Origin of the sequence: Chryseobacterium sp. Marseille-Q3244 (assembly GCF_940807095.1) — a bacterium.
Taxonomy (GTDB): domain Bacteria; phylum Bacteroidota; class Bacteroidia; order Flavobacteriales; family Weeksellaceae; genus Chryseobacterium.
Window position 1 is genome coordinate 277,135 of the sequence record NZ_CALNWX010000001.1, and the last position, 24,648, is coordinate 301,782.

A 24,648-nucleotide genomic window follows, 5' to 3' on the forward strand; every position below is an offset into this window, starting at 1 on the left:
TTGTATTTCTAGAATGTTATTTTATAAGTTCCGCTTGAGGATACATTGGCTTTCTCAGCCTTTACATATTTCTTCACCCAGGCAACGGATGTAGACGATACACAAGCATCTGAAATACCTCCTGCCCTTCTTGCAGATACTACATTTCCTGCTTTATCTACCGTATAGGCAATGGTTATAGATCCACTGGCTGTACAACTGTGAGAAGGTTGAGCACCTCCTCTTCCCATGGTTCCGGGAATATATCCTACCAATTTTCTATCGATGCCTACTTTACTGTCCCCATTTCCTTCTCCACCTAGTGGATCTCCTGCATTTCCTGGGCCATTCCCATCTCCCTGTCCTCCAGGTTTTTGTCCTTTTCCTCCAAGAAACTTACCAATGGCAGCATTTCCTTGTCCGTCTCCGTTTCCGGTTTTTGAATTGCCTTTAGCAGCTCCTGATTTTTTAGTATTTTTAGAGGTACTCGTACTTGTTGCTTCTTTTTTCTCAGCTTTTTTAGACTCCTCTTTTTTAGGAACGGTATTCTTTGAATTATTTCCAGTAATAACCTTATCCTTTGCTTCTATTTTCTTGGGTTCAGGTTTTACTACTGGTTCAGGCTTTACTTCTGTTTTTGTTTCAGGAACAGGAACTTCTACAGGTTCCGGTGTTACCACTTCTGTCTCAGCAGCTAAACTTCCCGGTTGTTCTGCAGGTTCTTCAGCTCCATTTCCGTTTCTGTTGTCTCCGAAGTTCACTAACATTGTTGTAATTACTTCAGGGTCTTTATCCAGTTCAGGCTTTAATTTATAATAAAAAACAAAAAGCAGAATGGCACACCAAATCAGGATAGAAAGTAATGCGCTCTTTATCCGGTCCCGGTTTTCCTCGTTTTTGTTTGTAGTATAGCTTCTCATCTTAAAAAATGATTCTTAGCATTTATTTATCTTTAACGGTGGCAATAGCAATGTTAAATTTATGTTTCTCAGCGATTTCCATTACGAAAACAACATCTTTATGCATCGTATTTTCATCTGCTCTGATCGTAAAAGACTTATTGGTCTGGCTTGTCAATTTATCCACAATAATCTTCTCCAGATCACCTCTGTTCACAGGATTGTCATCTACAAAATAAGCCCCATCCGGTTTAATGCTTACAACGACAGGATTGGGAATATTATCTTCAACAGCTCCGGCTTTCGGCAGATTCACCTCTATAGCACTTTGATTGGCTGCAGAAGAGGTAATCATAAAGAATATCAACATTAACAGGATAACGTCTGTCATCGCTGCTAAACTGAATTCCGGATTCGCTTTATTTCTTCTCTGAATTTTCATCTGTTTATTCTATTATTTTTAAGGGTCAGATGGAATCGCTCAAATGATAACTCTTTATAAAGAACTTTTTCTGAAAGCGATTTCATAACAAGACTTATAAAGGTTTGTTGATAAGATCTAAAAATTCTCCAGACATATTCTGAGCTTTCAGTACAAACTTGTCAATTTTTGTCAAAAGAATATTATAACAGAAGTTCGCAGGAATTGCCACTGCAAGACCTACCGCCGTTTGTCCTAAGGCTGTATAAATCCCTTCCGAAAGGGTCTTCGGAGAGAAAGATCCGGTTGCATGTGATAGATTAAAGAAGGCAATAATCATCCCGATTACTGTTCCCAAAAGCCCCAACATTGGTGCAATACTCGGCACCACCGCCAAAAGGTTCAGGTTTTTTTCCATATTGGCCACTTCTACCTGAGCCTGAGACTCCATCGCACTTACGATATCAGAAACAGGACGTCCCAGTCTTGAGATCCCTTTTTCCAGAATTCTTCCTTCCGGAGAGTTCTGTGTTTTACAATAATCTGCTGCAGCTTCTATCTTTCCTGCCTTAATAAAGTCTTCAATATTATTCATGAAGTTAGAATCTGTCTTTGAGGTTAGCCTTTTAATAAAGAAAAATCTTTCAAAAAACAGATACAGGGAAAATACGCCCAACAGTAATACGGTCGCCATCACTATTTTAGCGAAGGCTCCTCCGTGGAACATGATTTTCCAGAATGAAAATTCTAAATTGTCTGCGGCAACTGCAGGTGTAGTGATTTGTGCAAATAAAATCTGAGAAAGTTCCGTTAACAGCATTAAATGTGAATTTTATTAAAGTTTCAACGACAAATGTAGTGGAATATTATGAATTGCTCTCTTAAAAATTGCTTAAAAACAACTTAAAGTTTGTTATGATTTATAAATAGCAAATTTCTTTCCAAAAGAAATTTTGAAAAGAAATCTGGTATTAAAAAGAATGATAAGCAGCGTTTAGTCTTCGTCTACTTCAATATCATCCTGTTTGAACTCGCATTTTAGCCTAAACGGAATCGGAGTATCTGATCCGGTATAGAAATCATCAATGGTTCCCTTCCATATCATCTGAAGCTCACCCTCCTCATTTTTTTCAAAAAGAAGCTCATTATCATAGATATAGGCCTCTTCATCATCGAAGAGATCTACCTCTGTATAAGTTTCTTCATCAGAGTCATTGATTTTGATTGTTTTTCCTTCTATTTCCGCAGAGTCGATAGGAAAATCGAAGATCTCAAGTGAAAGCTGCGGAAAATTGTACTGTAATGAATCATCGTCTACGTGATCCAGACCGTCATCCGTAATAATTTCAACCTCTAAAAAATGTTGCTGGTTGCTGTAAACTGCTTTACAATAAGTATTTCTGATATTGTATTTTAGCGTTTCGTCCGGATGGTAAATTTTTAAAATCCCTTTCATTTTTTCTTAAAAAAGAGCTGTAATAATATGATTGTTAAACGTTTTAGACAAAGATAAAAAATTGATTTAATGTGAAAAGGATTTTGAATATTATTTTTTAAAATCAATTCATAGAATGGTATGAATCTCCCAATAATACTTACTTTTGTTGTTATAAAGATTCTGAAAATGAAAAGTATTTTATCAAAAAGTATTCTGGGACTGGGGCTCTTGATTGGCCTTGCCTCGTGCAAAAAGACCGATTCTCCCCTAACAAAGGTGACTCCTACCAATCTGGATTCTATTGCGTCCAATTATTATGAACAGTATCTTAAACTCTATCCTTTAGATGCAACTTCTCAGGGAGATCTAAGATATAATGACCAACTTCCCATCAATATTGATAAAGATTTCATCTCAGGAGAAATTGCTTTTTACAATTCGGTACAGAAACAGCTGGAAAATGTAGATTATAAGGCACTTTCTGATGAAGACAAAGTGGTATACGATGTATTGGATTATACTTTAAAAGATAAAATTGAAGCCTATGCCTATCATCCGGAATATATCCCGTTCACTCAGTTTGGAGGTCTTCCTTTGAACTTTCCTTTGTACGGAAGCGGACAGGGAAGCCAGCCTTTCAAAACTGAAAAAGATTACAGCGATTGGCTCAAAAGAATGGAAAAATTCCCGGAATGGATGGATGCGGCTGCAGATAACTTCCGTGAAGGGATTAATAATAAAATAGTGCTTCCTAAAAAACTGATTGTGAAAATGATTCCTCAAATGAAAGCCGAGGAAATCACGACTCAGGATATGGAGAAAAATATTTTCTACGGCCCGATTAAAAACTTTCCGAAGAATTTCACTCAGGCTCAAAAAGATAAATTTTCAGCACTTTACAAGGACGCTATTACTAAAAAAATTATTCCGGCCTATACTAAAATGGGAGCATTCTTTGAAAAAGAATATCTACCAAAAGGCAGAGATACTGACGGATACAACAGTCTTCCTAACGGAAATGAAATCTATGGTTATTATGTAAAAAGCTGGACAACAACGAAAAAATCTCCGGATGAGATCAACAAAATCGGACAACAGCAGGTTGCTATGCTTCGCGCAGAAATGGAAAAAGTGAAGCAGCAGGTTGGTTTTAAAGGAACCCTGGAAGAGTTTATCACTTATGTGAAAACAGATCCAAAAGCAATGCCTTATAAGACGTCTAAGGATGTCTTAAATGGGTTCAATAGCATTCTGACAAAGATTACTCCGAAGCTGAAGACTATGTTCAACGTTACTCCTAAAACAAAGTTTGAGATCAGACAAACGGAAAAATTCAGAGAAGCCAGCGCAAGTGCAGAATATATTCCCGGAACTCCTGATGGAAAAAGAGCTGGAATTTTCTATGTTCCGCTTCCTGATCCTACCAAGTTCAATGTCACTTCAGGAATGGAATCTTTATTCTTACACGAAGCGATTCCGGGTCACCATTATCAGGTTTCTCTGCAACAGGAGAACACAAAACTTCCAAAATTCATGAGATTCGGATGGTTTGGAGCGTATGGAGAAGGATGGGCACACTATTGTGAGACTCTAGGTCCTGAATTTGGTTTGTATACTGATCCTTACCAGAAAATGGGTTATTTAAGTGACCAGATGCTTAGAGCGGTAAGATTAGTAGTAGATACTGGCTTACACACTGGAAAAATGAGCAGAGAAGAAGCTATAAAGTATTTTCTGAGCAATATTTCTTATGATGAAGGAGCGGCAATAGCTGAAGTGGAAAGATATATGGCTATGCCTGGACAGGCTTTAGGATATAAAATAGGGTCTTTAAGAATCCGTGAATTGAGAGAAAAATATCAGAAAGAGCTGGGTAATAAGTTTAATCTGGCAAGCTTCCACGATGAAGTATTAAGTCAGGGATGCCTTCCATTAGATGTTCTGAACAGAAAGATGGAGCTTTGGGCTAAAAAACAAAAATAAAAACAAAAGGTGCTGAAAAAAACAGTACCTTTTTTTGTATTTCTTATTCAAAAAATTGAATAATTAAAAAAAATAAAAACATGATCACAGAAAGTCTCAGATCTCTTTACAACAGAGATTTAAATAAACTGAAAACAGAGATAGAAGCTTATCAAAAAGAAGAAAACCTTTGGAAAGTTGATAAAAACATTTCCAATTCTGCAGGAAATCTATGTCTGCACCTGATAGGAAACCTTAATCATTTCATCGGAACCTACCTTGGGAACACCGGTTATGTAAGAAATCGTGAGTTAGAGTTTTCATTAAAAGACGTTCCAAGAGCAGAACTTATTGACAAAATAGAGGCAACAGCAACCATGATAGATTTTGTTGTAAGCCAACTTCCGGAGAGCGAAATGGAAAAAGAATATCCACTTGTTGTTTTTGAAGATAAAATGACAACAGGCTATTTTCTGATTCATCTGCTCTCTCATCTGGATTATCATTTAGGACAGATTAATTATCATAGACGGTTATTGGATATTTAGTTTTTTACAGTCTATTGAATGCAAAGGAAATAAGGTGATATCACGCTGCGCTTTATCTTAAGTTCGCAAGGACACTTTACTCAGCTAAGAATTTGATTTCCACAACTAAATGAAGTATCCTTGCGAACTATTTTAATGCAATTATTATAAAATTCGCGAACATTACACTAGAAATGTTGGCTATTTTTCAAACATCATTTTGGTAATAAAGTCTTTCTCTCCCTTTCCTCTTGCCGGAGAATATTCCCTTCCATAGAAAATGATCTGAAGATGAAGTTTGTTCCATACTTCTTCGGGGAATAATTTCTTGGCATCCTTTTCCGTTTCCACTACGTTTTTCCCTGAAGTAAGTTTCCATTGTGTCATCAGGCGGTGAATATGGGTATCTACCGGAAAAGCAGGGAATCCAAATCCCTGGCTCATCACTACAGAAGCCGTCTTATGTCCAACCCCCGGAAGCGCCTCTAGTTCTTCGTATGTTTGCGGAACAATACCATTATGCCTCTCCAGTAACAGTTCGGCCATTCTCTTTAAGTTTTTGGCTTTGGTATTGGATAATCCTATTTCTTTAATTAATTCCTTGATCTGAAATTCTTCCAATTTCGCCATTCTCTGTGGAGTTCCTGCAACCTCGAAAAGGTTTGGGGTAACTTCATTTACTTTTTTATCTGTCGTCTGTGCAGAAAGGGCAACGGCAACCATTAAAGTATAAGGATCGGTGTGATCCAAAGGAATAGGCGTAGTAGGATACAATTTATCCAGTTCAATCTGAACGAGCTCAGCTCTTTGCTTTTTTGTCATTTTACCCTTAAATTTGAACAAAATTAAATCATTATGTTGAAAGTTGGAGATAAATTACCTCAATTTGAAGGAACAAATCAAGATGGAGAAGCAGTATCTTCATCAAACTTAATCGGAAAAAAATTAGTTGTTTTTTTTTATCCACAGGCTAGTACTCCTACATGTACTGTTGAAGCTTGCAATCTGAGTGACAATTATTCAAAGCTTGAAAAAGCTGGATATCAGCTATTGGGAGTAAGTGGAGACTCTGTAAAAAAACAGAAAAATTTCCATAGCAAATTTGCTTTTCCTTATGATCTTATTGCGGATGAAAACCGTGATATTATTGAAAAATTTGGGGTTTGGCAGGAGAAAAAGACGTTTGGAAAAACGTATATGGGAATTGTAAGAACCACATTTATTTTTGATGAAAATGGCGTTTGTACAAGAGTTATTGAGAAAGTAACTTCAAAAACAGCTGCTGAACAGATCTTAGAAGGATAATTTCCAGTACTGATAAAAAGAAAAAAAATCCACAAGAGTCTTTGTGGATTTTTTGTATTGTAATGATTATTCTGTTTCGTAATAATTCAGTTCTTCTGTTTCACCGGGCAGGGTAACATTTTTCTTAAACTTCAACCCTAATTTTTCGATCAGTTTTTGTGAAGAAAGGTTATCTTTTGATATAATTGCAGATATTTTTGGCAGTCCAAATTCTTCCATACCGATCGATTTCACCTTCTGAGCCGCTTCATAAGCATACCCTTTACCTTCAAATTCTTCCAATAAAGAATAACCGATATCTACAATGTCAAGCCCTTCTCTTTCAAAGATTCCCACGGCTCCTATTTTTTCGTTAGTATCCTTGGTTATTAAAAGGTAGTTCCCGAACCCCAGTCTTTCGATCTGTGGGGCAAATCTGTTGAGGATATAGTTTTCAGCATCTTCAATTGTATTTACATTTCGGTTACCGATATATTGAACAAATTTAGGCCGATTATAAAGTTCAAAAATAAAATCTCTGTCTTCACCAGACATGGGACGAAGTATCAGTCGTTCAGTTTGATAGGTATTATCTGCGTTTGGGTGTTTTTTGAGGCTCATTTTTCTTTGGTTCTTCTTTTTTTTCGACTTTTAGAAGTCTTGGGTTATTAGCACATTTTTTATTGTAAAGCTCAATATAGGTCCCATTATCTTTTACATTCGTTACAAGCCCGGTTGTTTTATTAACCGTTAATGTATAATGGGTTTTCTGATAAGGGCATTCCTTTGAAGTTAGTTTTCCAAGGTCCAGGTAGTAGTTCTTTTGATCTTCATGATAATTACCTGCAAGATCTTTGAATTCCTCATCCACCATATAACCATCGGAAGCCAATATAATAGCAGCTTCCTGAGCATTATCAATTTTTCCTACAAAATTCTTTAAAGTTTCTGTATCAAGAATGTAATTAATTTTCCCTCCGGAAGAATAGGCTATATAATAAAAACTGTCTTCATTAGGAAACAGATTAAATCCGGAAAACTGGGGTGTATAGCTTAACTTCCCTCCGGAAGTTTTAAGCTCCTCTCCTTTTCCATAGCTGTTGTATACCAAAACCCAGGGATCTACCTTAGCATCAGGTTCAATTCTCTGTAATATATTGGAGATACCAGAAAACTTTTTCTTTTCCTGAGCATATCCCAGAATACTAAAAAGTAAAAGGGCTAAAGTCGCGAATCGGAGTGTATATTTAATCATAGCCTAAAAATAAGCATAAAAGATACCAAATACTACATAAATTTATCTCCTTTCTTGAAATTTTTCAGATCCAGAACATAATCCTTGATTAATTGGTCATTGTCTCTGGGGCAAATAAGAAGAGCTTTGTCTGTATCTACTACGATATAGTTTTCAAGACCGTCAATAATAACTGCTTTGTTGTTATTTTTTAAACGGATAATGTTTCCTTTTGAATTATAAGTGAGTAAATGCTTTATTTTCACTGCATTTTCGTTCTTATCCTTTTCTGTATTTTCATAGATAGAAGTCCATGTTCCAAGATCACTCCAACCCAGATCAGATGGAATAACGTATACATTTTTGGCTTTCTCTAAAATTCCATTATCAATGGAAATTTTCTGAACCTTAGGATAAATGATTTCTATACAGTTATTTTCTTTCTCAGAATTGTATTCACAAGCCATAAAATGTTGTGTCATGTCGGGAAGATAACTCTCGAAAGCATGTTGAATACTTTTGATATTCCAGATAAAAATTCCTGCATTCCAAAGGAAATCACCGCTTTCCAAAAAGTTTTGGGCAATTTCAAGAATTGGTTTTTCAGTAAATGTTTTTACTTTGAAATATTCTGAATTTTTCTTTTCTACAAACTGGATGTATCCATAGCCTGTATCAGGTCTTGTTGGGGTAATTCCCAGTGTTACCAGGTAGTCATTTTTAGAAGCTAAGTCAAATGCCAGCATTACTTTTTCCAGAAATACATCTTCCTTCAGGATCAGATGGTCTGCCGGAAGAACAATCATAGTAGCATTCGGATTGATCTCACCAATTTTATTAGCCATGTACAGATTACAGGCTGCTGTATTTTTCATCAGAGGCTCACCCACAATATTTTCCTCAGGAATTTCCGGAAGTTGCTGATGGGAAAGCGCAATATATTCTTTATTTGTAATAACGAATATATGTTCTTTTGGAATTACCTTGCTGATTCTATCATAAGTCTGCTGAATCATGGTACGTCCTGTTCCTAAAATATCCTGAAATTGTTTGGGAAATTTCTGCGTGCTCATTGGCCAGAATCTGCTCCCGATTCCTCCAGCCATTATTACGCAGTATCTATCTGATTTTAACATTCTTAGCTACATTTTTCTACCCTTGCTAAAGGCTTGAAAGAATACTTCCTTCCCGTAGCCAGGTTCTTACAAAGATAGTTTTTTTTAATCAGACCTTCTAATAAATACTTTTCGTTGCGATATATAAAAAATTCTCCTTTTTGAAGCTGTTCGATAAAATGGAGGCTATCATCTTGTTTTTCAGTATGAAAATATCTTACAAGATCAGGGCTCGCCATAAAATTAGCCTTTGGTGATTTTGAAAATTTCACAATGATAGGTTTCAGTTCTTCATCGTAAATTTCAAGGCTTTCCAGCAGCATATTTCTAAAGGTTTCTTTCCATTCATTACCATGGGGAGAAATTCTTCTTCCGTATTTTTCAAAAGCAATCAGGTGTGCAAGTTCATGAGTAAGCACAAAGAAAAAAAGTTGTGGAGTAAGCGTAGAGTTTACTGTAATTTCATGAGAATTATCCGGAAGCTTTCTATAATCTCCCAGTTTAGAATTCCTGTTTCTTGTGACTTTTATATGAATATAATAATCTGAAAACCAAATTCTTAAATACTTAAGCGTGTTTTGTGGTAAATATTTTTCTAACGATTGGATAGACATTCTACAAACTTAGTGGAATTCCTGCATAGAAATTCAATAATTTAAGGCTGAAAAGATAATTATATTTCGCCTGCGCTACTGATCCCTGTGCATTTGCATAATTATTTCTTGCAACATTAACGTCGTAAATGGTTGTTTTTCCTGCCGCATAACTCTTATCTGCAAAATCAAGTGCCAGCTTAGAGCTTTTTTCTGCTTCTAATGCAGCTAAATATGATTCATAGTTCGCATCAGCATCAAACTGAGCCTTCTGTATATTCTGTCTTACGGTTTGTTTTTGTTGTTCAAGGGTAATTTTGCTAACGCTTTCATTTAATTTAGACTGCTCAACCTGTAATTTTGTTTTCCCTTTATTGAAGATAGGGATGTTCAATGACAATCCTACATTTTGTCCAAACTGATCTTTATATTGTTCAAAAAAAGTTCCCTGTACGATACCGGGAGGAACATTAAATGATCTGTTGTAGAAAGTATTAAGCCCAGCACTCGCTGTTAATGTAGGCCAGAATGCTGTTTTACTTACCTCAGTTTGTGCTTCGGCAGATCTTATCCTGCTTTCGGCGGCTTTGATCTGAGGCTGAATTTCATAGGCTTTTGTCAGAACCTCATCAGTAGTTACCAACTGTGAATCTAATGCTTCAGGGACATCTACATTTTCTACATCAAAATCTTTATAATCTGAAAGCTGTAAAAGCTGAGCGATTGCAAATAGAGCTCTTCCCACATTAACTTCTGCTGTTTTTAGATTTTGTTTTTCTCTGGCTAGTGCTGCTTCGGCTTCTGCCAAAACAGTTTGGGCTGTAGTTCCAACCTGGGTTGTTATCTTCGCTCTATCGTACTGTTTTTTAGCATTTTCTACAGCACTTTGAGAAATCTTAACAATTTCTTTGTTTAGCAAAGCTGTTAAGTATTGTTGGGCAATTTGTACAGAGATATCATTTTTGATAGCTTCGATATCGTATTGGCTGGCTTCTACATCAAACTGAAGCTTTCTCACATTCTTCTCTAATCTTCCATTATTGTAGACCAGAACATCGGCACTTACTCCAACACTGTTATTGAATCTATCGTTTCTATAACTACCTGCTCCTAATGATCCTTGTCCGAAACTCACTCCGTTCATCATACTTCCCGATACAGAAGGTAAATAATCTTTTCTGGCTGCTTTAAGGTTGTATTCTTGATTTTGCTTGGTATATTGATTTTGGATAACCTGAAGATTATGCTCCACTGCATAGCTTACACACTCTTTTAAGGACCATTTCTTCTGAGCACTTAAACCCAGATAGCCTAATCCAAAAACGATAATCCAAACTTTTTTCATATATAAATGTTTATTTGTTTTTAATGGTCATATGAAATCTACGTCATCTTCATCAGTATTTGTGTCTGCAAATCATGACGATTTCATATTAAGATTTTTCCCTATTAGACGAAGTAAATATAAAAAAGTTACAGATTGAAAAAAATAGTTTCATTTTAATAAAACTTTTGAGAATTTTGTATCATGACAAACGAACAATATCAGGAAGCTATCGAATGGCTTTTCGTACAAATGCCCAACTACCAGGTAGATGGACAGCAGGCTTATAAGCCGGGTCTTGACAATATCACCAAGCTTTGTAATTACTTTGGAAATCCTCAGGAAAAAATAAAATGCATCCACGTTGGTGGTACCAATGGAAAGGGATCATCAAGCAATATGCTGGCATCCGTACTTCAGGAAGCCGGTTACACAGTAGGTTTATACAATTCTCCCCATCTTATTGATTTTACAGAACGTATTAAGGTGAATGGTAAAAACTGCAGTAAAGAGTTTGTCTTTGATTTTATCCAAAAGCTTAAAAATATTCCGGAAGATATCCGCCCTTCGTTTTTCGAGTTTACCACCATTATGGCTTTTGAATATTTCTATCAGCAGCAGGTAGATTTTGCCATTATTGAGGTAGGGTTAGGCGGAAGACTGGATTCTACAAATATTATAAATCCAATGGTTTCTGCTATTACGAATGTTCAGCTTGACCATCAGAATATATTAGGGGATACTATTGAAGAGATTGCGAGGGAAAAAGTGGGAATCGTTAAAAAGAATACTCCAATCATTTCAGGAGATGAAAATGAACCTGTAAAAACAATCATCAGAGAAAAGGCTACGAAAGAAAATGCTCCTTTCATAGATGCTACTCTTCTTCATACTGACCTGTCTTCTGATTTGAAAGGAAATTATCAACGAAAGAACATTCGGGTGGTTCTGGCCATTGTTGAAGAATTAAGAAAACTAGGGGTAAAGATTACCTCTCAAGATATAGAGAACGGCTTATTGAATGTGCATCAGAATACAGGGTTCATTGGTCGTTGGTTTGAATTCTCAAAAGATCCGCTTACTATTTGTGATACGGGACACAATCAGGCAGGTTTGGAATATGTTTTTTCACAATTAAATTCTATTGACAGGCACAAGCATGTTATTTTGGGGTTTGTAAATGATAAAAAAATAGATGAAGTGATGAATTTGCTTCCTGAAAATTCTGAGTTTTATTTTGCCAAACCATCCATCAACAGGGGAAGACATCCCGAAGATTATGAAAATTTACTTCAGGAGGCAAAAATTTTTTATAAAATTTTTAATTCTGTGCAGGAAGCATATCTATCTGCAAAAGAACGGTGTACAAATGAAGAAATGATTTTTATTGGCGGAAGTAACTTTGTTGTTGGAGATTTTTTAGAAAAAAATTTGGAGTGTAAAGAATAAGTTGTATATTTGCACCACTATAAACGAGGAAACAATAACAAAGTCTAGAGGGTTCTTAGCTCAGTTGGTTCAGAGCATCTGGTTTACACCCAGAGGGTCGGGGGTTCGAATCCCTCAGGACCCACAGAAAAGGAAACAAAACCTTTCAAAAAAATTCGGGCTCTTAGCTCAGTTGGTTCAGAGCATCTGGTTTACACCCAGAGGGTCGGGGGTTCGAATCCCTCAGGGCCCACAAAAAACTCTCAGATTTCTGAGAGTTTTTTTATTTTACCTCTATAGAGGTTCACTTAGCAATCTTCAAATTTTTAAGATCATTTAAAATGGACGAGTCAATATTTTATCTGACAGTTATTAACATTTTAAATATTGACTCGTTCGTTTTCTTCAGTCTATAAATAATATAAAAAACGTCTTTGTTATTCCAGACAAACTTTTACGGATATAAACATGGAATAACTCTATCTGGCATCCCAAGATACATTTATATCAATAGAGGGAGCCAGGATCTTTATAAAAGTATTTTATGTCGTTCCCAAGACTTACGGAAGCGGCTATATAAATAGTATAATTTTGATCGATATCCACTTCGTACAAATTGTATTCTTTATTGTCTAATTGTACGGATAAACTCAAAGTATTTATCGTATCAAAGGGTATAAGCATTCCTCTCCCATCTGCTTTCGCGATCGCTTCTTTACGAGTCCAAAAAGTGTAAAAGTTATCCTGTTCACCAATCTCTTTTTGCTCTTCCTCAGTAAATATATTCATAAAACCCTCCAGTGCTATGGGCTTGTTTTCTTCAATATCAATTCCTAAGTTTTGTTTTTCATCCGTACTAATTACACAAACGATATATTCGCCTGAATGAGAAATATTAAATCCAAAATCACTATCCTTAAAATAAGGTTTTCCATATTTAGTTTTTTGTATTAACTCAAGAGAGTAATCATATCCTAATTGAGAGATTGCTTCTTTTAGTAATAGGTTCCCATATAAGCAGGCATGGGCATCTTGCCACCGGCTATACTTTCGTATTTTTTGTTGCATCTCTATGGGTAACAAAAAAACAGCTTCTTCAAAAGCATGATCGGGCAGTTGCTTGCATTGGGTATAATATATTGCTGTCATAATTTAAGCTTATCATCAATTTCAATAATTAGATCACCTCCAAATATTACTATTTTTTGAAATGAAATATTGGGAGTGAGCATTATAAGTTCATTATAACCAGAAAAGGGATCTATCTCATCTTCCTGAAAAGAAGCCCAAGCTTATATATATCCAGATAACGGAGGCTTACATTTCCTTTGGAAAGCTTTCTTTTTATACTTCCCTCTCCCATTTTGAATAAGGGTCCTAAAATGATTTTAAAAGGTGTGTTTTTAAGCTTATTATACAGCTTAATAAGTTTAACTTCAGATAATTTTGAACTCAGGGTTTCATCTTTAAGCATGTTGGATAAACTTTCCACAGATTCTTCTACTTTACCAAGATAAACGGTATTGCTTTCCAGATCATTATTAAGGATTGGATTATCAATATGATCAATTTTGATACCTTCTGCTTTTAAATCCATTGCAAAAAGAAGATCTTCATATCCGTATTTTTGAAATTCAGGATTAAAGCCAACTTTTCCCAATACATCCTTTTGAATTATAAAATTATTGGTCTGAAAACTTAAATAGGGGTTTTCTTTACGTAGTTCTAGCGGAAGATTTTCTCTCTCAACAGCAAACTTCCATCGTAAATAATGATTAGAATCTGTTGCCGCGTCTAAAACCATTCGCCCGCCATAGATAATTTGAGTATTAGAATGTTTCTGTAAAAACTGTGTGTAATTTTTTAAGAAGTCCTCTCCCACGATTTTTCCATCGCAGTCCAGAAACAAAAGATATTCTCCCACTGCATATTGCAGAAAAAGATTCCGAATCCGGGATCGTCCGATATTTTTTTCAAGAAATATAAAATGATGAATGCTATTTTGAAGCTCTCTGTTGATCTGCTTGCATTCTTCTTTCGAAGCATCATCTATCAAGATAATTTCAGCATCAATTTTCTGGCTATCAATCTCTTTTTTTAAATCAAAAACCAATTCACGGACATCAAAATTATAGATAGGAATACAGATCGAAAGCTTCATGATGTCAGATTTTCTCAACAACTTTTTGAATACTGAACTCTTCGAGACAAGCCCAATCTCCCCTATAACATTCTTTATCTCCAAAAACAGAACAAGGTCTGCAGGAAAGATCTTTCACCTGCACCACATCATCTTCACTCTGCCCGAATCCTAAAAATCCCGCATAAGGATGCGTTGCACACCATATAGAAACACATCGGGTTCCCATAAGGCTTGCTAAATGCATATTGGCAGAATCCATAGAGATCATTACTTCCAGTTCAGAAATCTTTTGAAGCTCTTCAGTAAGACTTAATTTTCCGGAAAGACTTTTAGTATTAGGGATCTGACTTTCCCAGGACTCAAGAGTTTCAGTCTCCTTTTTCCCACCCCCAAAGAAGTATACCGTATGTTTCTGAGCCAAAATCCTGGCCAGCTCAAATGATTTTTCCAACGGAAGCATTTTTCCTTTATGCTGAGCAAAAGGTGCAAAGCCTATTCCGGATTTGTGCTCTGAAACGGGTCTGAGTTTTTGGGAAAGCTCTACTTTAAAACCCATATCCCGGAAGACATCCGCATAACGCTCAACTGTTTTTTTCAATTGAATTTTATCCAGATTCCAGACATCTGTAAGATGTTCTTTTTCTTCTTTTCCTTTATTTATTTTGAAAACCTTTAATCCCTTTCTTCTATAGATTCTATCTAAAATTTTGGTTCTGATGACATCATGAAGATTGGCAATATAATCCGGGTTAAATTCTTTAATCAATTCATCCCCCAATCTTCTCAGTCCAAAGAACCCTTTATAATCATCTACATTAATTCCTTTGAATATAACATTAGGAATCCCTGTAAACAAAGCTTCGAAGTTTTTTCTGGAAACCATGACAATCTCCACACCGGGATTTTGCTCCAAAAATTCCTTAAAAACAGGAACCGTCATGGCAACATCTCCAAATGCAGAAAAACGATATGCTAAAATTCTGGTCACGATTATGATTTCAACTGATAAGCGACTGCGTAAAATTTGATCTGTTTAGTCATGGCCATCAAACCATTAGCTCTGGATGGCGAAAGAAACTCCTGTAATCCAATCTCTGAAATAAACTCAAAGTCAGAATCTAAAATTTCCTGAGTAGAATGCCCACTATAAATGCTCACCAAAAGAGAAACAATACCTTTTGGTAAAATTCCGTCTGAATCTGCATTAAAGAAAAGTTTACCGTCCTTAAATTCAGCATCAATCCAAACTTTACTCTGGCAGCCTTTGATCAGATTTTCTTCTATTTTCTTATCTTCAGGAAGCCCTTTCAATTCTTTTCCGAGGTCAATGATATATTCATATTTCTGCTCCCAGTCGTCAAGAAACGCAAATTCGTCAATTATTTCCTGCTGTTTTTCTTTAATGGTCATTTTAAAACAAATTTCTTTGTGCAAAGATAGTAAATTATGCTTTAGGCCTAAAGCGGTAAACCACAGATTGATTTTGGAAGTATTATATTATGAGAAGCGTCTATCGCTTAAAACCTAATGCATTAGAAGCTTTCTGAAAAACCTGTAATAGCTTTATTTCTTCATTTTCCCAGCAAAGGACTTTAGATGCCTTTTCCAGTTCCGGCTGATAGTTTATTCTTCCTTTTGCTAAAACCTTTTTGATCGCCGCTGCAATATTTTCGGGATGATGATCTTTAATTAACTCACCAATATCAAACTGATTTTTAATATTCTGAAGTTCTGGAAGATTGGACAAAATTAAAGGAACTTTGGCCTGGATACAGTCTAAAACTTTATTAGGTAAGGAATACAGGTAACTGTCTCCCCCATTTTCTTCAATGCTCATTCCACAATCCGCAGTGGCAGTTACTTTTCTTAGATCTTCAGGTTTTAATTTTCCAAGAAATTCAACTTTATGCTGAAGCTTTTCACTCTTCACAAGCTCTTCATATTCTTTTTTTCTGGGGCCATCTCCTGCAATTCTCAATTGTACATCGTTGATATGATGCATGGAAAGAATCACTTTATCAATTCCTCTGAAAGGATTAATAGCGCCCTGATACAGAAGAATTTTAGGATTATTTTCTGGAATTTCAACACTAGACTCTAATTTCCTGGGTGCATTTTGAACCACCACCGGATATATGCCATACTTTTTCTGAAACCATTTTGCATAACTTCCGCTTGCTGTAATCATCAAGGTAAGCTTCGGAATGACAGTCTTTTCGACATAACGCCACAGTTTTTGTGACATTTTGCCTTGAACAGCTGGCATCTCTGAAAAAATTTCATGGCTGTCAAAAACCAGTGGAATATTTAATTTCTGAGCAATAAGATAGTTTGGGTATAGTGCATCAATATCATTGGCATGAAGAATTGTATTTTGATCTGCCTTTCTTTTAAGCTCATGGTACAGCTTCCAGTTAAATTCAAAGTAAGCTGTTTTCAAACTTTTTGAATCCAAATGAATCCGTGAGAATGGATAAGGACGCTGCATTTCTTCAGCTCCATTCCAGTCATTTCCGATCAGCTCAATTTCATAACCGTTTTCATGTAAAGTCCGGCATACCTTTTCAATACGCTGGTCTGTATACAAATTACTGAAGGCAGATGTAATTATTTTTTTCTTCATTATGCTTTTTTTCCAAACAGCAAATGATAGATTTGGATAAAGCAAATAAGCCCATTCGGAATAATAACCGGCCATAACGGTCCACTAAAGAAACCATAAATGACAAAACAGATACAACCGATCATGTTAACAACTCTGATTTTTCTTACATCTTTCAGTATGAAACTCAATACGATAAAAACTGAGGCTGAGTATCCGATGTAAGTAGTAATTTCGGGATTCATGAGAGATTTTTAAGGATAACAAACTTAATCATTTTCAAGAAGATAATAAAATTTTTTACTGCCATAAAGTCATTAATTGATTTTTGGTAAAATATTTGTAATTTAGATAATGAATAAAAGGTAATGTTGCCTTTGTTCTAATGAGATATATTATGGATTATAAGTTTTCACAAGGTTTGAGCCAGGTGTTCAAACAAAGCAAAAGCGAAGCTAAAAGGCTGAAAAGTGAATTTCTTAATACAGAACATCTACTTTTAGGTATTATAAAAACGGAAAACTCTGCTAAAGAAATCCTTCAAAACCTCAATGCGGATTTAACACAAATCAGAAGAAAAATTGAAACTCTAAATACAGCAAGTCTTAATCCTATTTCTGAGGAGGTTACCAATATTTCTTTCACCAAAATGGCAGATCATGCTATTAAACGTGCGGAGTTAGAATGCCGTCAATACAAAAGCAATGAAATTAATACCGTTCATCTGCTTTTAGGTATTCTATATAAATATGAGGACCCTACTTCAAATATTTTGGGAGCTTACGACATCGACTATGAAGGTGTTTCAAGAGAGTACCAGACTATGCTTAAAAATTCCGGGCAGTCACCACAAATGAGTGCGTATGATGATGATGATGAAAGAGAGGAATTCGAGCAAATGAGAAAGCCTACAGGCAATTTAGGCTCTGCAAAAAGCAAAACCCCTACATTAGACAACTTTGGTAGAGATTTAACGTCTTTGGCCAGAGATGGAAAATTAGACCCGGTAATTGGACGTGAAAAAGAAATTGAGAGAGTCTCTCAGATCTTATCCCGTAGAAAGAAAAACAACCCGCTTCTTATTGGAGAACCTGGGGTTGGTAAATCTGCCATTGCGGAAGGGCTAGCTTTAAGAATTCAACAGAAAAAGGTGTCAAGAGTTCTTTACGGAAAACGTGTCATCACATTAGATCTGGCAAGTTTAGTAGCCGGAACGAAATACCGTGGTCAGTTTGAAGAAAGAATGAAGGCTATCATGACTGAACTGGAAAAAAACAGAGATGTCATCTTATTTATTGATGAGCTACACACGATTGTAGGAGCAGGAAGTTCTACAGGAAGCTTAGATGCATCCAATATGTTCAAACCGGCATTAGCAAGAGGTGAGATTCAATGCATCGGGGCTACTACTCTGGATGAATACCGTCAGTATATTGAAAAAGACGGAGCTTTAGAAAGAAGATTCCAGAAAGTAATGGTGGAACCTACTTCTATTGAGGAAACCATTCAGATTTTGAACCAGATTAAGGATAAGTATGAAGAACATCATAATGTAATTTATACACCTGAAGCAATTAATGCGTGTGTCAACCTTACATCAAGATATATTACAGACCGTTTCTTACCAGATAAAGCAATTGATGCGATGGATGAAGCAGGGTCAAGAGTTTACATCAAGAACATGAAAGTTCCTACTGAGATCATTGATTTTGAAAAGAAAATTGAAGAGATCAAGGAAATGAAACAAAAAGCTGTAAAAGCTCAGGATTATCTTGAGGCCAGAAAGCTTAAGGATGAGGAGGAACGTCTTCAGATGGAACTGAATGCCGCTCAGGAAAAATGGGATAAAGATGTAAAGGAGAAAAAAGAAACCGTAAGTGAAGAAAATGTAGCTGAAGTGGTTTCTATGATGAGTGGAGTTCCAGTAACAAAAGTTGGCAAAAATGAGCTTGATAAATTAGCTCAGATGGATGAGAAACTGAATGGAAAAGTTATCGGTCAGGAAGATGCTGTGAAGAAAGTCGTAAAGGCTATTCAAAGAAACAGAGCTGGTCTTAAAGACCCTAACCGCCCTATCGGTACATTTATTTTCCTTGGAACAACAGGGGTTGGTAAAACTGAGTTGGCGAAGGTAATGGCCAGAGAGCTTTTTGAATCCGATGAGTCTCTTATCCGAATTGACATGAGTGAATACATGGAGAAATTCGCTGTTTCAAGATTGGTTGGTGCGCCTCCGGGATACGTTGGATACGAAGAAGGTGGTCAGTTAACCGAAGCTGTAAGAAGAAAGCCTTATGCTGTGGTTCTTCTGGATGAGATTGAAAAAGCCCACCCGGACGTATTCAATATCCTGTTACAGATTCTTGATGAAGGTCATGTTACCGATAGTTTAGGTAGAAAAATCGACTTTAGAAATACGATCATCATCCTTACTTCCAATATCGGAACAAGAGATCTTAAAGATTTCGGAGACGGTGTAGGATTTGGTACCTCAGCGAAAAAAACAACTTCAGACTCAAGAGCAAGAAGTACAATTGAAAACGCCCTTAAAAAGGCATTTGCTCCGGAATTCTTAAACAGAATTGACGACATTGTGATCTTCAACTCTCTTGTACAGGATGATATCAAGAAAATCATTGATATTGAACTGAATAAGCTGTATGGCAGACTTGAAAAATTAGGATATAAAGTGGAATTAACTGAAGAAGCAAAAGACTTTATTTCTGAAAAAGGATGGGATAAAGACTTCGGTGCAAGACCATTGAAGAGAGCCATTCAGAAATACATTGAGGATTTATTGGCTGAAATGCTGGTCAATAAACAACTGAACGAAGGTGAAACTGTAGTTCTTGACCTTAATGAGGCGAAAGATGGATTAGTAGGAAAAACTTCAAAACCTAAGAAGTCTTCAGCTGCTGAAAAATCTTCTCAATCTTAAATAAATAATTTAATTTCAATAGAAAAGCACCGGGAAATCCCGGTGCTTTTTGCTTTTATCTTCAATAGGTTTTGGCTGCAACCAATTGATTTTTTTAATTTTTATCGAATGGCTAATTGAATATTTATACTAGAATACTTAAATCCTCTGTATAATCTGGAAAATCTGTGAGATGATACTTAATTCGTCTAATGTCCTTCTGACGAAGGAAGAATCTCAAATACTTCGTCCTCAACACCAGACCCAAAGTCCTTTCTCTACATTTGAAAACAGATTCAGTCAGATTTTAAAGTCCCACCACAAATCCGATATTCGGAACCAACCCATTTGCAAATACACTTGATTTCTCTTTCCAAAGTACATTATACATCAAACCGATCTGCATAAAAGAATTATTTCCGATTCTCTGCATATATCCTCCACCAAGGTACAAGGCATTTTCTTCTCTGTTATACTTATAATCGTAATATTTATCATTGTAATTGATGAAATAATGCTGGAAGTTAGCGCTTAAATAAAAAGAACGGGCAAAATAATAATTCACAAAAGGTCCTACTCCAAACATGGTGGATCTAAAATAATCTGAAGTCTGCCAGGAAACACTTCCTACCACTCCTCCTTCAAGATCTTCAGTAAGGCGGTATCCTACTCTTGGAGAGGCCTGTAAATAGAATGAACTGTTACTTCCGAACCCAAGCCCTATTCCTCCTCCAAAAGTCCATTTGTTATTTTCCTGCACCGGAGCACCTATTGAAACCTGGGAAAATGAGAGTCCTGAGATCATCAGCATCATAGAAATAATAAACTTTTTCATATGTAAATATTTTATTTTGTTCTAAAGTAAGGGATAAATAATCACATTTTCATCTATGTTTATCACTTAAAAAACTTTATTAATGGTGTTTTTATTTTAACATCGTTTTTATCAATGTTTAAAATTATGGTTTTTTTACGAATTTATTTAGTTGTATTTTTGCCACGTCAAACTAAGAACTCCCGTTAAGAGTTTCGTAAAATTGAAATACAATGAAAGTAGTAGTAGGCCTCTCCGGAGGTGTAGATTCAAGTGTTACAGCACATTTGCTACAACAGCAAGGTCATGAAGTAGTGGCTTTGTTTATGAGAAACTGGAATGATGCTTCTGTAACATTAGAAGATGAATGTCCTTGGATTGAGGACAGTAATGATGCCCTTATGGTGGCACAAAAACTTGGAATTCCTTTCCAGGTGATTGATATGAGCGAGCTTTATAAGGAACGTATTGTAGATTATATGTTCGATGAATATCAAAAAGGAAGAACTCCGAATCCTGATGTTTTATGCAACAGAGAAGTTAAATTCGATGTTTTTATGAAAACGGCCATGTCTTTAGGTGCTGATAAGGTAGCTACAGGACATTATGCCAGAGTGGATTCTACTATTGATGAAAACGGAAAGGAAATCTTTCATCTTTTAGCAGGAAAAGATAACAATAAGGACCAGTCTTATTTCCTTTGCCAGCTAAGCCAGGATCAGTTGTCAAAAGCTTTATTCCCTATCGGAGAACTTACCAAACCTCAGGTAAGAGAAATCGCCAAAGAAATCGGGTTGGTTACCGCTGATAAAAAGGATTCTCAAGGGTTATGTTTCATCGGAAAAGTGAGTTTACCACAGTTTTTGCAACAGCAATTGAAACCGAATGAAGGAGAAATTGTAGAGATCTTCAAAGATTCCCCTTTATTTGCAGAAGAAACTCCTGAATTTTCTAATAAAGAAGAAGAACTTAGCTTCTTATCCAGAAAAATCAATTATAAAAAAGCTGACGGAAAGGTTATCGGAAAGCATCAGGGTGCTCAATTTTTCACGATCGGCCAAAGTAGAGGATTAGGAATTGGCGGACATAAAGAAAGTTGTTTCATCGTTTCAAGAGACATGGAAAACAATATTATTTTTGTGGGAGAAGGAAGTCATTTTCCAGGTCTTTACAAGAAGGCTTTAAAAATAGATAATGCTGAACTTCATTGGGTTCGTGAGGATATGAGACTTCAAAATGGAGAATCTATGGAGGTAATGGCCAGATTCAGATACAGACAGTCTTTACAAAAAGCGACTCTCTATCAGTTTGAAAACGATTTTTATGTTGAGTTTGAAGAACCACAATCTGCCATTGCTGAAGGGCAGTTCGCTTCATGGTATATTGATGAAGAACTGATTGGAAGTGGTGTAATTTCGTAAAAATTGGATTATCAATACTTAACGATATCATAAAGCCCGAAGCATTTTGTTTCGGGTTTGTTTTTTTAAAAGAAATATTTTTTGATTTTTTTTGTAACGTATTTTAAATTGTCATACTTACTGAGTAAATAACAATAAAAAATATCATTATGAAAACAACTACAAGAAATCAATATGCTTATGCCAACAGCATTTTAATCGTTTTGGTATCAGCTGTTTTTGGATATAATCTCTATCAGTTGATTGTACATCCAGCCCAATCCAATATTGCTCTAAGCCTTATTTTGGTGGTTCTTACATCCATTATGGTCAGAAAATATGGATACAAACAGGTCAGGGATAAAAAAGAAAACAATTAATCTCAATATAACGCCCGAAGCATTTTTGTTTCGGGTTTGTTTTGGATTTATTTTCTGAATTCATCCTTTGGCTTAAATGCGGCCAACAAGAATATTATAATCAACTCCAGGATCAAAATCATGGTTAAGAATCCAATAGGTTTTCCCAACATGACTCCGCGAATTAGTTTGATAATTCCCAAGCCACCAATAAGCATTAAAAAATAAAAAGTTGTCTGTGAAATCATTTCCCCTACTGATTTTAGAATAAAGACAGAGAGGTAAAACCCAATGACCAGGATCAGATAGAACTTTAAAAAGTCAGGACCTTTGATTGCAATCGGATTGAATGTCTGACATTCACTAATAAGCCATATATAACTTATTGCAACCGGTATAGCATGAATAATCAGCTTTTTCATGATTCATTATATTTTAATTATTTGTCTTATCCGCCACAACCTCCGCAGCCGCCACAACCACCACCACAGCCTCCGCCACAACTACTTCCGCCACTACAACTACTGCCTCCACTATCATTTAAGTCGGAATTGCCGTCTTTTTTATCTTTAGTGTTTGTAATGGCAGATATTATTCCTCCAAAAATGATAATTCCTACGAAGGAAAAGAAGATAGAACCAACAGTTGTTATCACTTCTCCAAGGCAGGAAATAAGCGTTAATACTACAATCAGAAACGGAATCCATTTCCATATTGGTGACTTCCTTTTTATGTCTTTAATCACATTCCCATTTAGCCAAATATCCTGAGGCGCCTCAGAATGAAAGACCTCTTTATAGTTTTTCAAAGTTGTTGAAAACCAATTATAATGCTTTATTTTCTCATTAAATCCTCCTTTTGAAGGATGATGATGTAAGGGTCTTTTTAAAATATTAGGACAAAATTCTTCCCAATAATTCTGAGTATAGATCAAATGCATATGCCACACTTTATCTACAATTTCACTTGGTGAAGCTCCTTTGGGAAGAATACAGCAGAGATAGACAAATTTTTTATATTCTTCGATGGCTTTTCTGGTAAAGTCCATGCTCCAGTTTTCTTCTTTTGCCAGTTTTTTTGAAAAAGGGAAATCAGCATCGGAAGCGTCCAGTGAGAATTCTTGGATTCTATTCCAAAGGGACTCATCTTTTAATAACATTTTTGTTTCCATTGTTTTTTCTTTTGTTTTTCTACTCAAATATCAATGGATTTTAAAATATAAAAGTCTTTCAAAAATCTTATTTGGTTTGATAAAAATCTTAAATTAGTCTTACAAAATCAAAATATGAAAAAGGAAGATATTCTGCATCTTGAGAAGTTGATGAATTTCTTAAGTCAGCATTTTTTAAAGAAAAACCAATGGGAAGATGTTACCAAAACAGAATGGTCATACATCTGTGCTGAGCTTAATGAACTTATTACCAATGAGCATTCAGAGAAAGAAATAAAGAAGAGTCCTGATCTTCTGGGAACACATTATCTTTATGAACATCTGATTATCAATAAGCTGAAAAGATTCAGACAGAATGAAAATGCTGTTTTAAGCAGACCTAACCTTGCCAAATTAAGCCTGATTGTCAAAGTCTTAGGGTATTCCAATTATATTGATTTTATCAATTCCAATACTGAATCATTCAATTTTAATGATCTTAAGATCGATATGAATAATGTGAATCAGAATACAGCCCTTTTAGAGCGTCTTGTAGGCTGTTGGTATTCATATAACAGAAATCTTCCGGAGAACCCTACACAAGCCCTGGAAGACCGGATATGGCGCTCTGCCATGGAGATTTATAAGTCTGAAACCACCGGGGAATATTTCATAGAAAGAAGCGGCGGAGACCATCACAAATATTTCGGAAAAGTAACAGCCTACTCTGATTATGTTTTTATCATCATGAACAGCAATACTTTTATCCGTCAAAGACATTTTATATCAAGAATAAAGGATAGTAAAGAAAAACTTAAAAATCCAGATTATAAGCTTCATGAATTACACTTCATCAGCACATGTATAAGTTTCAATCAGGAACCTATTGCCTTATTTGAAATTTTCCGGAAAGCAGATCGTAAAAACTTTATTTCGGACTCCATCAGTTTTCCAATTGACAGTGATGAGATTCCGGAGTCCATACTTAAACAGCTTGAGGATACTGAATCTAACAGGATCGATTACAGGTAGGACGTGATATGCTGGGTACGGGAAATT

The 24,648-nt window shown here is 35.8% G+C and carries 27 protein-coding genes and 2 tRNA genes; 10 read left to right on the forward strand and 19 right to left on the reverse strand.

From position 1 onward, the window contains the following. Positions 1-8: 8 nt before the first annotated feature. The 4 genes from NBX25_RS01260 to NBX25_RS01275 form a co-directional block, all read right to left on the reverse strand. Positions 9-899: a ferric siderophore ABC transporter substrate-binding protein gene (locus NBX25_RS01260; RefSeq protein ID WP_250252474.1), complete on the reverse strand. Its 891-nt coding sequence runs from the start codon at positions 897-899 to the stop codon at positions 9-11. Positions 900-921: 22 nt separating this feature from the next. Then, on the reverse strand, positions 922-1,320 hold the full coding sequence (locus tag NBX25_RS01265) for an ExbD/TolR family protein (RefSeq protein ID WP_068941092.1): 399 nt from the start codon (positions 1,318-1,320) through the stop codon (positions 922-924). 94 nt (positions 1,321-1,414) lie between these two features. Continuing rightward, positions 1,415-2,119, reverse strand: a complete 705-nt coding sequence (locus NBX25_RS01270; protein ID WP_123858450.1) for a MotA/TolQ/ExbB proton channel family protein — start codon at positions 2,117-2,119, stop codon at positions 1,415-1,417. 174 nt (positions 2,120-2,293) lie between these two features. Next, entirely contained in the window at positions 2,294-2,755 is a 462-nt protein-coding gene (locus NBX25_RS01275) for a hypothetical protein (RefSeq protein WP_250252476.1), read from the reverse strand. A 168-nt stretch (positions 2,756-2,923) separates the two neighbouring features. Between NBX25_RS01275 and NBX25_RS01280 the strand changes: the two genes are divergently transcribed. Both NBX25_RS01280 and NBX25_RS01285 read left to right on the forward strand, forming a co-directional pair. Then, positions 2,924-4,720, forward strand: coding sequence for a DUF885 domain-containing protein (locus NBX25_RS01280; RefSeq protein ID WP_250252478.1), 1,797 nt, complete (start codon positions 2,924-2,926; stop codon positions 4,718-4,720). 80 nt (positions 4,721-4,800) lie between these two features. After that, a complete protein-coding gene (locus tag NBX25_RS01285; RefSeq protein ID WP_250252481.1) occupies positions 4,801-5,247 on the forward strand; it encodes a DinB family protein in 447 nt (148 codons plus the stop codon). A gap of 180 nt (positions 5,248-5,427) precedes the next feature. Here NBX25_RS01285 and NBX25_RS01290 read toward each other — a convergent pair whose 3' ends face one another. Then, a complete protein-coding gene (locus tag NBX25_RS01290) occupies positions 5,428-6,048 on the reverse strand; it encodes an endonuclease III domain-containing protein (protein WP_123858447.1) in 621 nt (206 codons plus the stop codon). 33 nt (positions 6,049-6,081) lie between these two features. On the opposite strand from NBX25_RS01290, the gene bcp reads away from it, so the two are divergent. Further along, entirely contained in the window at positions 6,082-6,531 is a 450-nt protein-coding gene (gene bcp, locus NBX25_RS01295) for a thioredoxin-dependent thiol peroxidase (RefSeq protein WP_123909494.1), read from the forward strand. Positions 6,532-6,597: 66 nt separating this feature from the next. On the opposite strand, the gene NBX25_RS01300 is transcribed toward bcp, so the two are convergent. The 5 genes from NBX25_RS01300 to NBX25_RS01320 are packed head-to-tail and all read right to left on the reverse strand — an operon-like array spanning position 6,598 to position 10,797. Continuing rightward, on the reverse strand, positions 6,598-7,131 hold the full coding sequence (locus tag NBX25_RS01300) for a GNAT family N-acetyltransferase (RefSeq protein ID WP_123858445.1): 534 nt from the start codon (positions 7,129-7,131) through the stop codon (positions 6,598-6,600). Then, positions 7,100-7,765, reverse strand: coding sequence for a hypothetical protein (locus NBX25_RS01305; protein WP_250252483.1), 666 nt, complete (start codon positions 7,763-7,765; stop codon positions 7,100-7,102). The genes NBX25_RS01300 and NBX25_RS01305 overlap by 32 nt, the downstream gene beginning before the upstream one ends. Positions 7,766-7,797: 32 nt before the next feature. After that, the gene (locus NBX25_RS01310; protein ID WP_250252485.1) at positions 7,798-8,880 is read right to left on the reverse strand and encodes a mannose-1-phosphate guanylyltransferase; all 1,083 of its coding nucleotides are present in this window, start codon (positions 8,878-8,880) and stop codon (positions 7,798-7,800) included. A 2-nt stretch (positions 8,881-8,882) separates the two neighbouring features. Continuing rightward, positions 8,883-9,473 carry a SprT-like domain-containing protein gene (locus NBX25_RS01315; RefSeq protein WP_123858443.1) on the reverse strand — a complete coding sequence of 197 codons (591 nt, stop codon included), beginning with the start codon at positions 9,471-9,473 and terminating at the stop codon, positions 8,883-8,885. Position 9,474: 1 nt separating this feature from the next. Further along, a complete protein-coding gene (locus NBX25_RS01320) occupies positions 9,475-10,797 on the reverse strand; it encodes a TolC family protein (RefSeq protein ID WP_123909497.1) in 1,323 nt (440 codons plus the stop codon). Between the two features lie 183 nt (positions 10,798-10,980). On the opposite strand from NBX25_RS01320, the gene NBX25_RS01325 reads away from it, so the two are divergent. The 3 genes from NBX25_RS01325 to NBX25_RS01335 all read left to right on the forward strand — a co-directional run bounded on the left by NBX25_RS01325 (position 10,981) and on the right by NBX25_RS01335 (position 12,457). Then, positions 10,981-12,225, forward strand: a complete 1,245-nt coding sequence (locus NBX25_RS01325) for a bifunctional folylpolyglutamate synthase/dihydrofolate synthase (protein ID WP_250252487.1) — start codon at positions 10,981-10,983, stop codon at positions 12,223-12,225. A gap of 49 nt (positions 12,226-12,274) precedes the next feature. Then, positions 12,275-12,349: transfer RNA gene (locus NBX25_RS01330), tRNA-Val, on the forward strand. A gap of 33 nt (positions 12,350-12,382) precedes the next feature. Next, positions 12,383-12,457, forward strand: a tRNA-Val gene (locus tag NBX25_RS01335). A gap of 254 nt (positions 12,458-12,711) precedes the next feature. Here the strand turns inward: NBX25_RS01335 and NBX25_RS01340 are convergent. From NBX25_RS01340 to NBX25_RS01365, 6 genes are all read right to left on the reverse strand, one after another. Further along, positions 12,712-13,353 carry a 4'-phosphopantetheinyl transferase family protein gene (locus NBX25_RS01340; protein ID WP_250252489.1) on the reverse strand — a complete coding sequence of 214 codons (642 nt, stop codon included), beginning with the start codon at positions 13,351-13,353 and terminating at the stop codon, positions 12,712-12,714. A 112-nt stretch (positions 13,354-13,465) separates the two neighbouring features. Next, on the reverse strand, positions 13,466-14,365 hold the full coding sequence (locus NBX25_RS01345) for a glycosyltransferase family 2 protein (protein ID WP_123909500.1): 900 nt from the start codon (positions 14,363-14,365) through the stop codon (positions 13,466-13,468). A 4-nt stretch (positions 14,366-14,369) separates the two neighbouring features. After that, the gene (locus NBX25_RS01350) at positions 14,370-15,335 is read right to left on the reverse strand and encodes a glycosyltransferase family 9 protein (RefSeq protein WP_228412913.1); all 966 of its coding nucleotides are present in this window, start codon (positions 15,333-15,335) and stop codon (positions 14,370-14,372) included. A 2-nt stretch (positions 15,336-15,337) separates the two neighbouring features. Beyond that, positions 15,338-15,757 carry a SufE family protein gene (locus NBX25_RS01355; protein WP_123909501.1) on the reverse strand — a complete coding sequence of 140 codons (420 nt, stop codon included), beginning with the start codon at positions 15,755-15,757 and terminating at the stop codon, positions 15,338-15,340. A 100-nt stretch (positions 15,758-15,857) separates the two neighbouring features. After that, positions 15,858-16,970, reverse strand: coding sequence for a glycosyltransferase (locus NBX25_RS01360; protein WP_250252491.1), 1,113 nt, complete (start codon positions 16,968-16,970; stop codon positions 15,858-15,860). Further along, positions 16,970-17,194 carry a uroporphyrinogen decarboxylase gene (locus NBX25_RS01365; RefSeq protein WP_123909503.1) on the reverse strand — a complete coding sequence of 75 codons (225 nt, stop codon included), beginning with the start codon at positions 17,192-17,194 and terminating at the stop codon, positions 16,970-16,972. Before NBX25_RS01365 ends, NBX25_RS01360 begins: the two co-directional genes overlap by 1 nt. Before the next feature lie 152 nt (positions 17,195-17,346). Here NBX25_RS01365 and NBX25_RS01370 point away from each other — a divergent pair, with 152 nt between their 5' ends. Continuing rightward, positions 17,347-19,887 (forward strand): ATP-dependent Clp protease ATP-binding subunit, encoded by a 2,541-nt coding sequence (locus NBX25_RS01370; RefSeq protein ID WP_123909504.1) that lies wholly within the window; start codon positions 17,347-17,349, stop codon positions 19,885-19,887. A 286-nt stretch (positions 19,888-20,173) separates the two neighbouring features. Here NBX25_RS01370 and NBX25_RS01375 read toward each other — a convergent pair whose 3' ends face one another. Then, on the reverse strand, positions 20,174-20,701 hold the full coding sequence (locus NBX25_RS01375) for a transporter (protein ID WP_123858434.1): 528 nt from the start codon (positions 20,699-20,701) through the stop codon (positions 20,174-20,176). Between the two features lie 212 nt (positions 20,702-20,913). On the opposite strand from NBX25_RS01375, the gene mnmA reads away from it, so the two are divergent. Continuing rightward, positions 20,914-22,101 (forward strand): tRNA 2-thiouridine(34) synthase MnmA, encoded by a 1,188-nt coding sequence (mnmA, locus tag NBX25_RS01380; RefSeq protein ID WP_123909506.1) that lies wholly within the window; start codon positions 20,914-20,916, stop codon positions 22,099-22,101. A 149-nt stretch (positions 22,102-22,250) separates the two neighbouring features. Next, entirely contained in the window at positions 22,251-22,460 is a 210-nt protein-coding gene (locus NBX25_RS01385; RefSeq protein ID WP_123909507.1) for a hypothetical protein, read from the forward strand. Between the two features lie 47 nt (positions 22,461-22,507). Here the strand turns inward: NBX25_RS01385 and NBX25_RS01390 are convergent, their stop codons facing one another. Continuing rightward, a complete protein-coding gene (locus NBX25_RS01390; RefSeq protein WP_250252493.1) occupies positions 22,508-22,861 on the reverse strand; it encodes a hypothetical protein in 354 nt (117 codons plus the stop codon). A gap of 26 nt (positions 22,862-22,887) precedes the next feature. After that, positions 22,888-23,610, reverse strand: a complete 723-nt coding sequence (locus NBX25_RS01395) for a glycine-rich domain-containing protein (protein ID WP_250252495.1) — start codon at positions 23,608-23,610, stop codon at positions 22,888-22,890. 114 nt (positions 23,611-23,724) lie between these two features. Here NBX25_RS01395 and NBX25_RS01400 point away from each other — a divergent pair, with 114 nt between their 5' ends. Next, positions 23,725-24,621 carry a hypothetical protein gene (locus NBX25_RS01400; protein WP_250252497.1) on the forward strand — a complete coding sequence of 299 codons (897 nt, stop codon included), beginning with the start codon at positions 23,725-23,727 and terminating at the stop codon, positions 24,619-24,621. The last annotated feature ends 27 nt before the right edge of the window (positions 24,622-24,648 follow it).

Coding starts and splice junctions, on each gene's coding strand:
- NBX25_RS01340 (WP_250252489.1), bottom strand. CDS start 13,353: ATGACAGCAATATATTATACCCAATGCAAGCAACTGCCCGATCATGCT.
- NBX25_RS01390 (WP_250252493.1), bottom strand. CDS start 22,861: ATGAAAAAGCTGATTATTCATGCTATACCGGTTGCAATAAGTTATATA.
- NBX25_RS01265 (WP_068941092.1), bottom strand. CDS start 1,320: ATGAAAATTCAGAGAAGAAATAAAGCGAATCCGGAATTCAGTTTAGCA.
- NBX25_RS01325 (WP_250252487.1), top strand. CDS start 10,981: ATGACAAACGAACAATATCAGGAAGCTATCGAATGGCTTTTCGTACAA.
- bcp (WP_123909494.1), top strand. CDS start 6,082: ATGTTGAAAGTTGGAGATAAATTACCTCAATTTGAAGGAACAAATCAA.
- NBX25_RS01320 (WP_123909497.1), bottom strand. CDS start 10,797: ATGAAAAAAGTTTGGATTATCGTTTTTGGATTAGGCTATCTGGGTTTA.
- NBX25_RS01365 (WP_123909503.1), bottom strand. CDS start 17,194: ATGAATCCCGAAATTACTACTTACATCGGATACTCAGCCTCAGTTTTT.
- NBX25_RS01370 (WP_123909504.1), top strand. CDS start 17,347: ATGGATTATAAGTTTTCACAAGGTTTGAGCCAGGTGTTCAAACAAAGC.
- NBX25_RS01290 (WP_123858447.1), bottom strand. CDS start 6,048: ATGACAAAAAAGCAAAGAGCTGAGCTCGTTCAGATTGAACTGGATAAA.
- mnmA (WP_123909506.1), top strand. CDS start 20,914: ATGAAAGTAGTAGTAGGCCTCTCCGGAGGTGTAGATTCAAGTGTTACA.
- NBX25_RS01395 (WP_250252495.1), bottom strand. CDS start 23,610: ATGGAAACAAAAATGTTATTAAAAGATGAGTCCCTTTGGAATAGAATC.
- NBX25_RS01270 (WP_123858450.1), bottom strand. CDS start 2,119: ATGCTGTTAACGGAACTTTCTCAGATTTTATTTGCACAAATCACTACA.
- NBX25_RS01360 (WP_250252491.1), bottom strand. CDS start 16,970: ATGAAGAAAAAAATAATTACATCTGCCTTCAGTAATTTGTATACAGAC.
- NBX25_RS01305 (WP_250252483.1), bottom strand. CDS start 7,765: ATGATTAAATATACACTCCGATTCGCGACTTTAGCCCTTTTACTTTTT.
- NBX25_RS01310 (WP_250252485.1), bottom strand. CDS start 8,880: ATGTTAAAATCAGATAGATACTGCGTAATAATGGCTGGAGGAATCGGG.
- NBX25_RS01385 (WP_123909507.1), top strand. CDS start 22,251: ATGAAAACAACTACAAGAAATCAATATGCTTATGCCAACAGCATTTTA.
- NBX25_RS01280 (WP_250252478.1), top strand. CDS start 2,924: ATGAAAAGTATTTTATCAAAAAGTATTCTGGGACTGGGGCTCTTGATT.
- NBX25_RS01285 (WP_250252481.1), top strand. CDS start 4,801: ATGATCACAGAAAGTCTCAGATCTCTTTACAACAGAGATTTAAATAAA.
- NBX25_RS01375 (WP_123858434.1), bottom strand. CDS start 20,701: ATGAAAAAGTTTATTATTTCTATGATGCTGATGATCTCAGGACTCTCA.
- NBX25_RS01275 (WP_250252476.1), bottom strand. CDS start 2,755: ATGAAAGGGATTTTAAAAATTTACCATCCGGACGAAACGCTAAAATAC.
- NBX25_RS01300 (WP_123858445.1), bottom strand. CDS start 7,131: ATGAGCCTCAAAAAACACCCAAACGCAGATAATACCTATCAAACTGAA.
- NBX25_RS01400 (WP_250252497.1), top strand. CDS start 23,725: ATGAAAAAGGAAGATATTCTGCATCTTGAGAAGTTGATGAATTTCTTA.
- NBX25_RS01260 (WP_250252474.1), bottom strand. CDS start 899: ATGAGAAGCTATACTACAAACAAAAACGAGGAAAACCGGGACCGGATA.
- NBX25_RS01345 (WP_123909500.1), bottom strand. CDS start 14,365: ATGAAGCTTTCGATCTGTATTCCTATCTATAATTTTGATGTCCGTGAA.
- NBX25_RS01315 (WP_123858443.1), bottom strand. CDS start 9,473: ATGTCTATCCAATCGTTAGAAAAATATTTACCACAAAACACGCTTAAG.
- NBX25_RS01355 (WP_123909501.1), bottom strand. CDS start 15,757: ATGACCATTAAAGAAAAACAGCAGGAAATAATTGACGAATTTGCGTTT.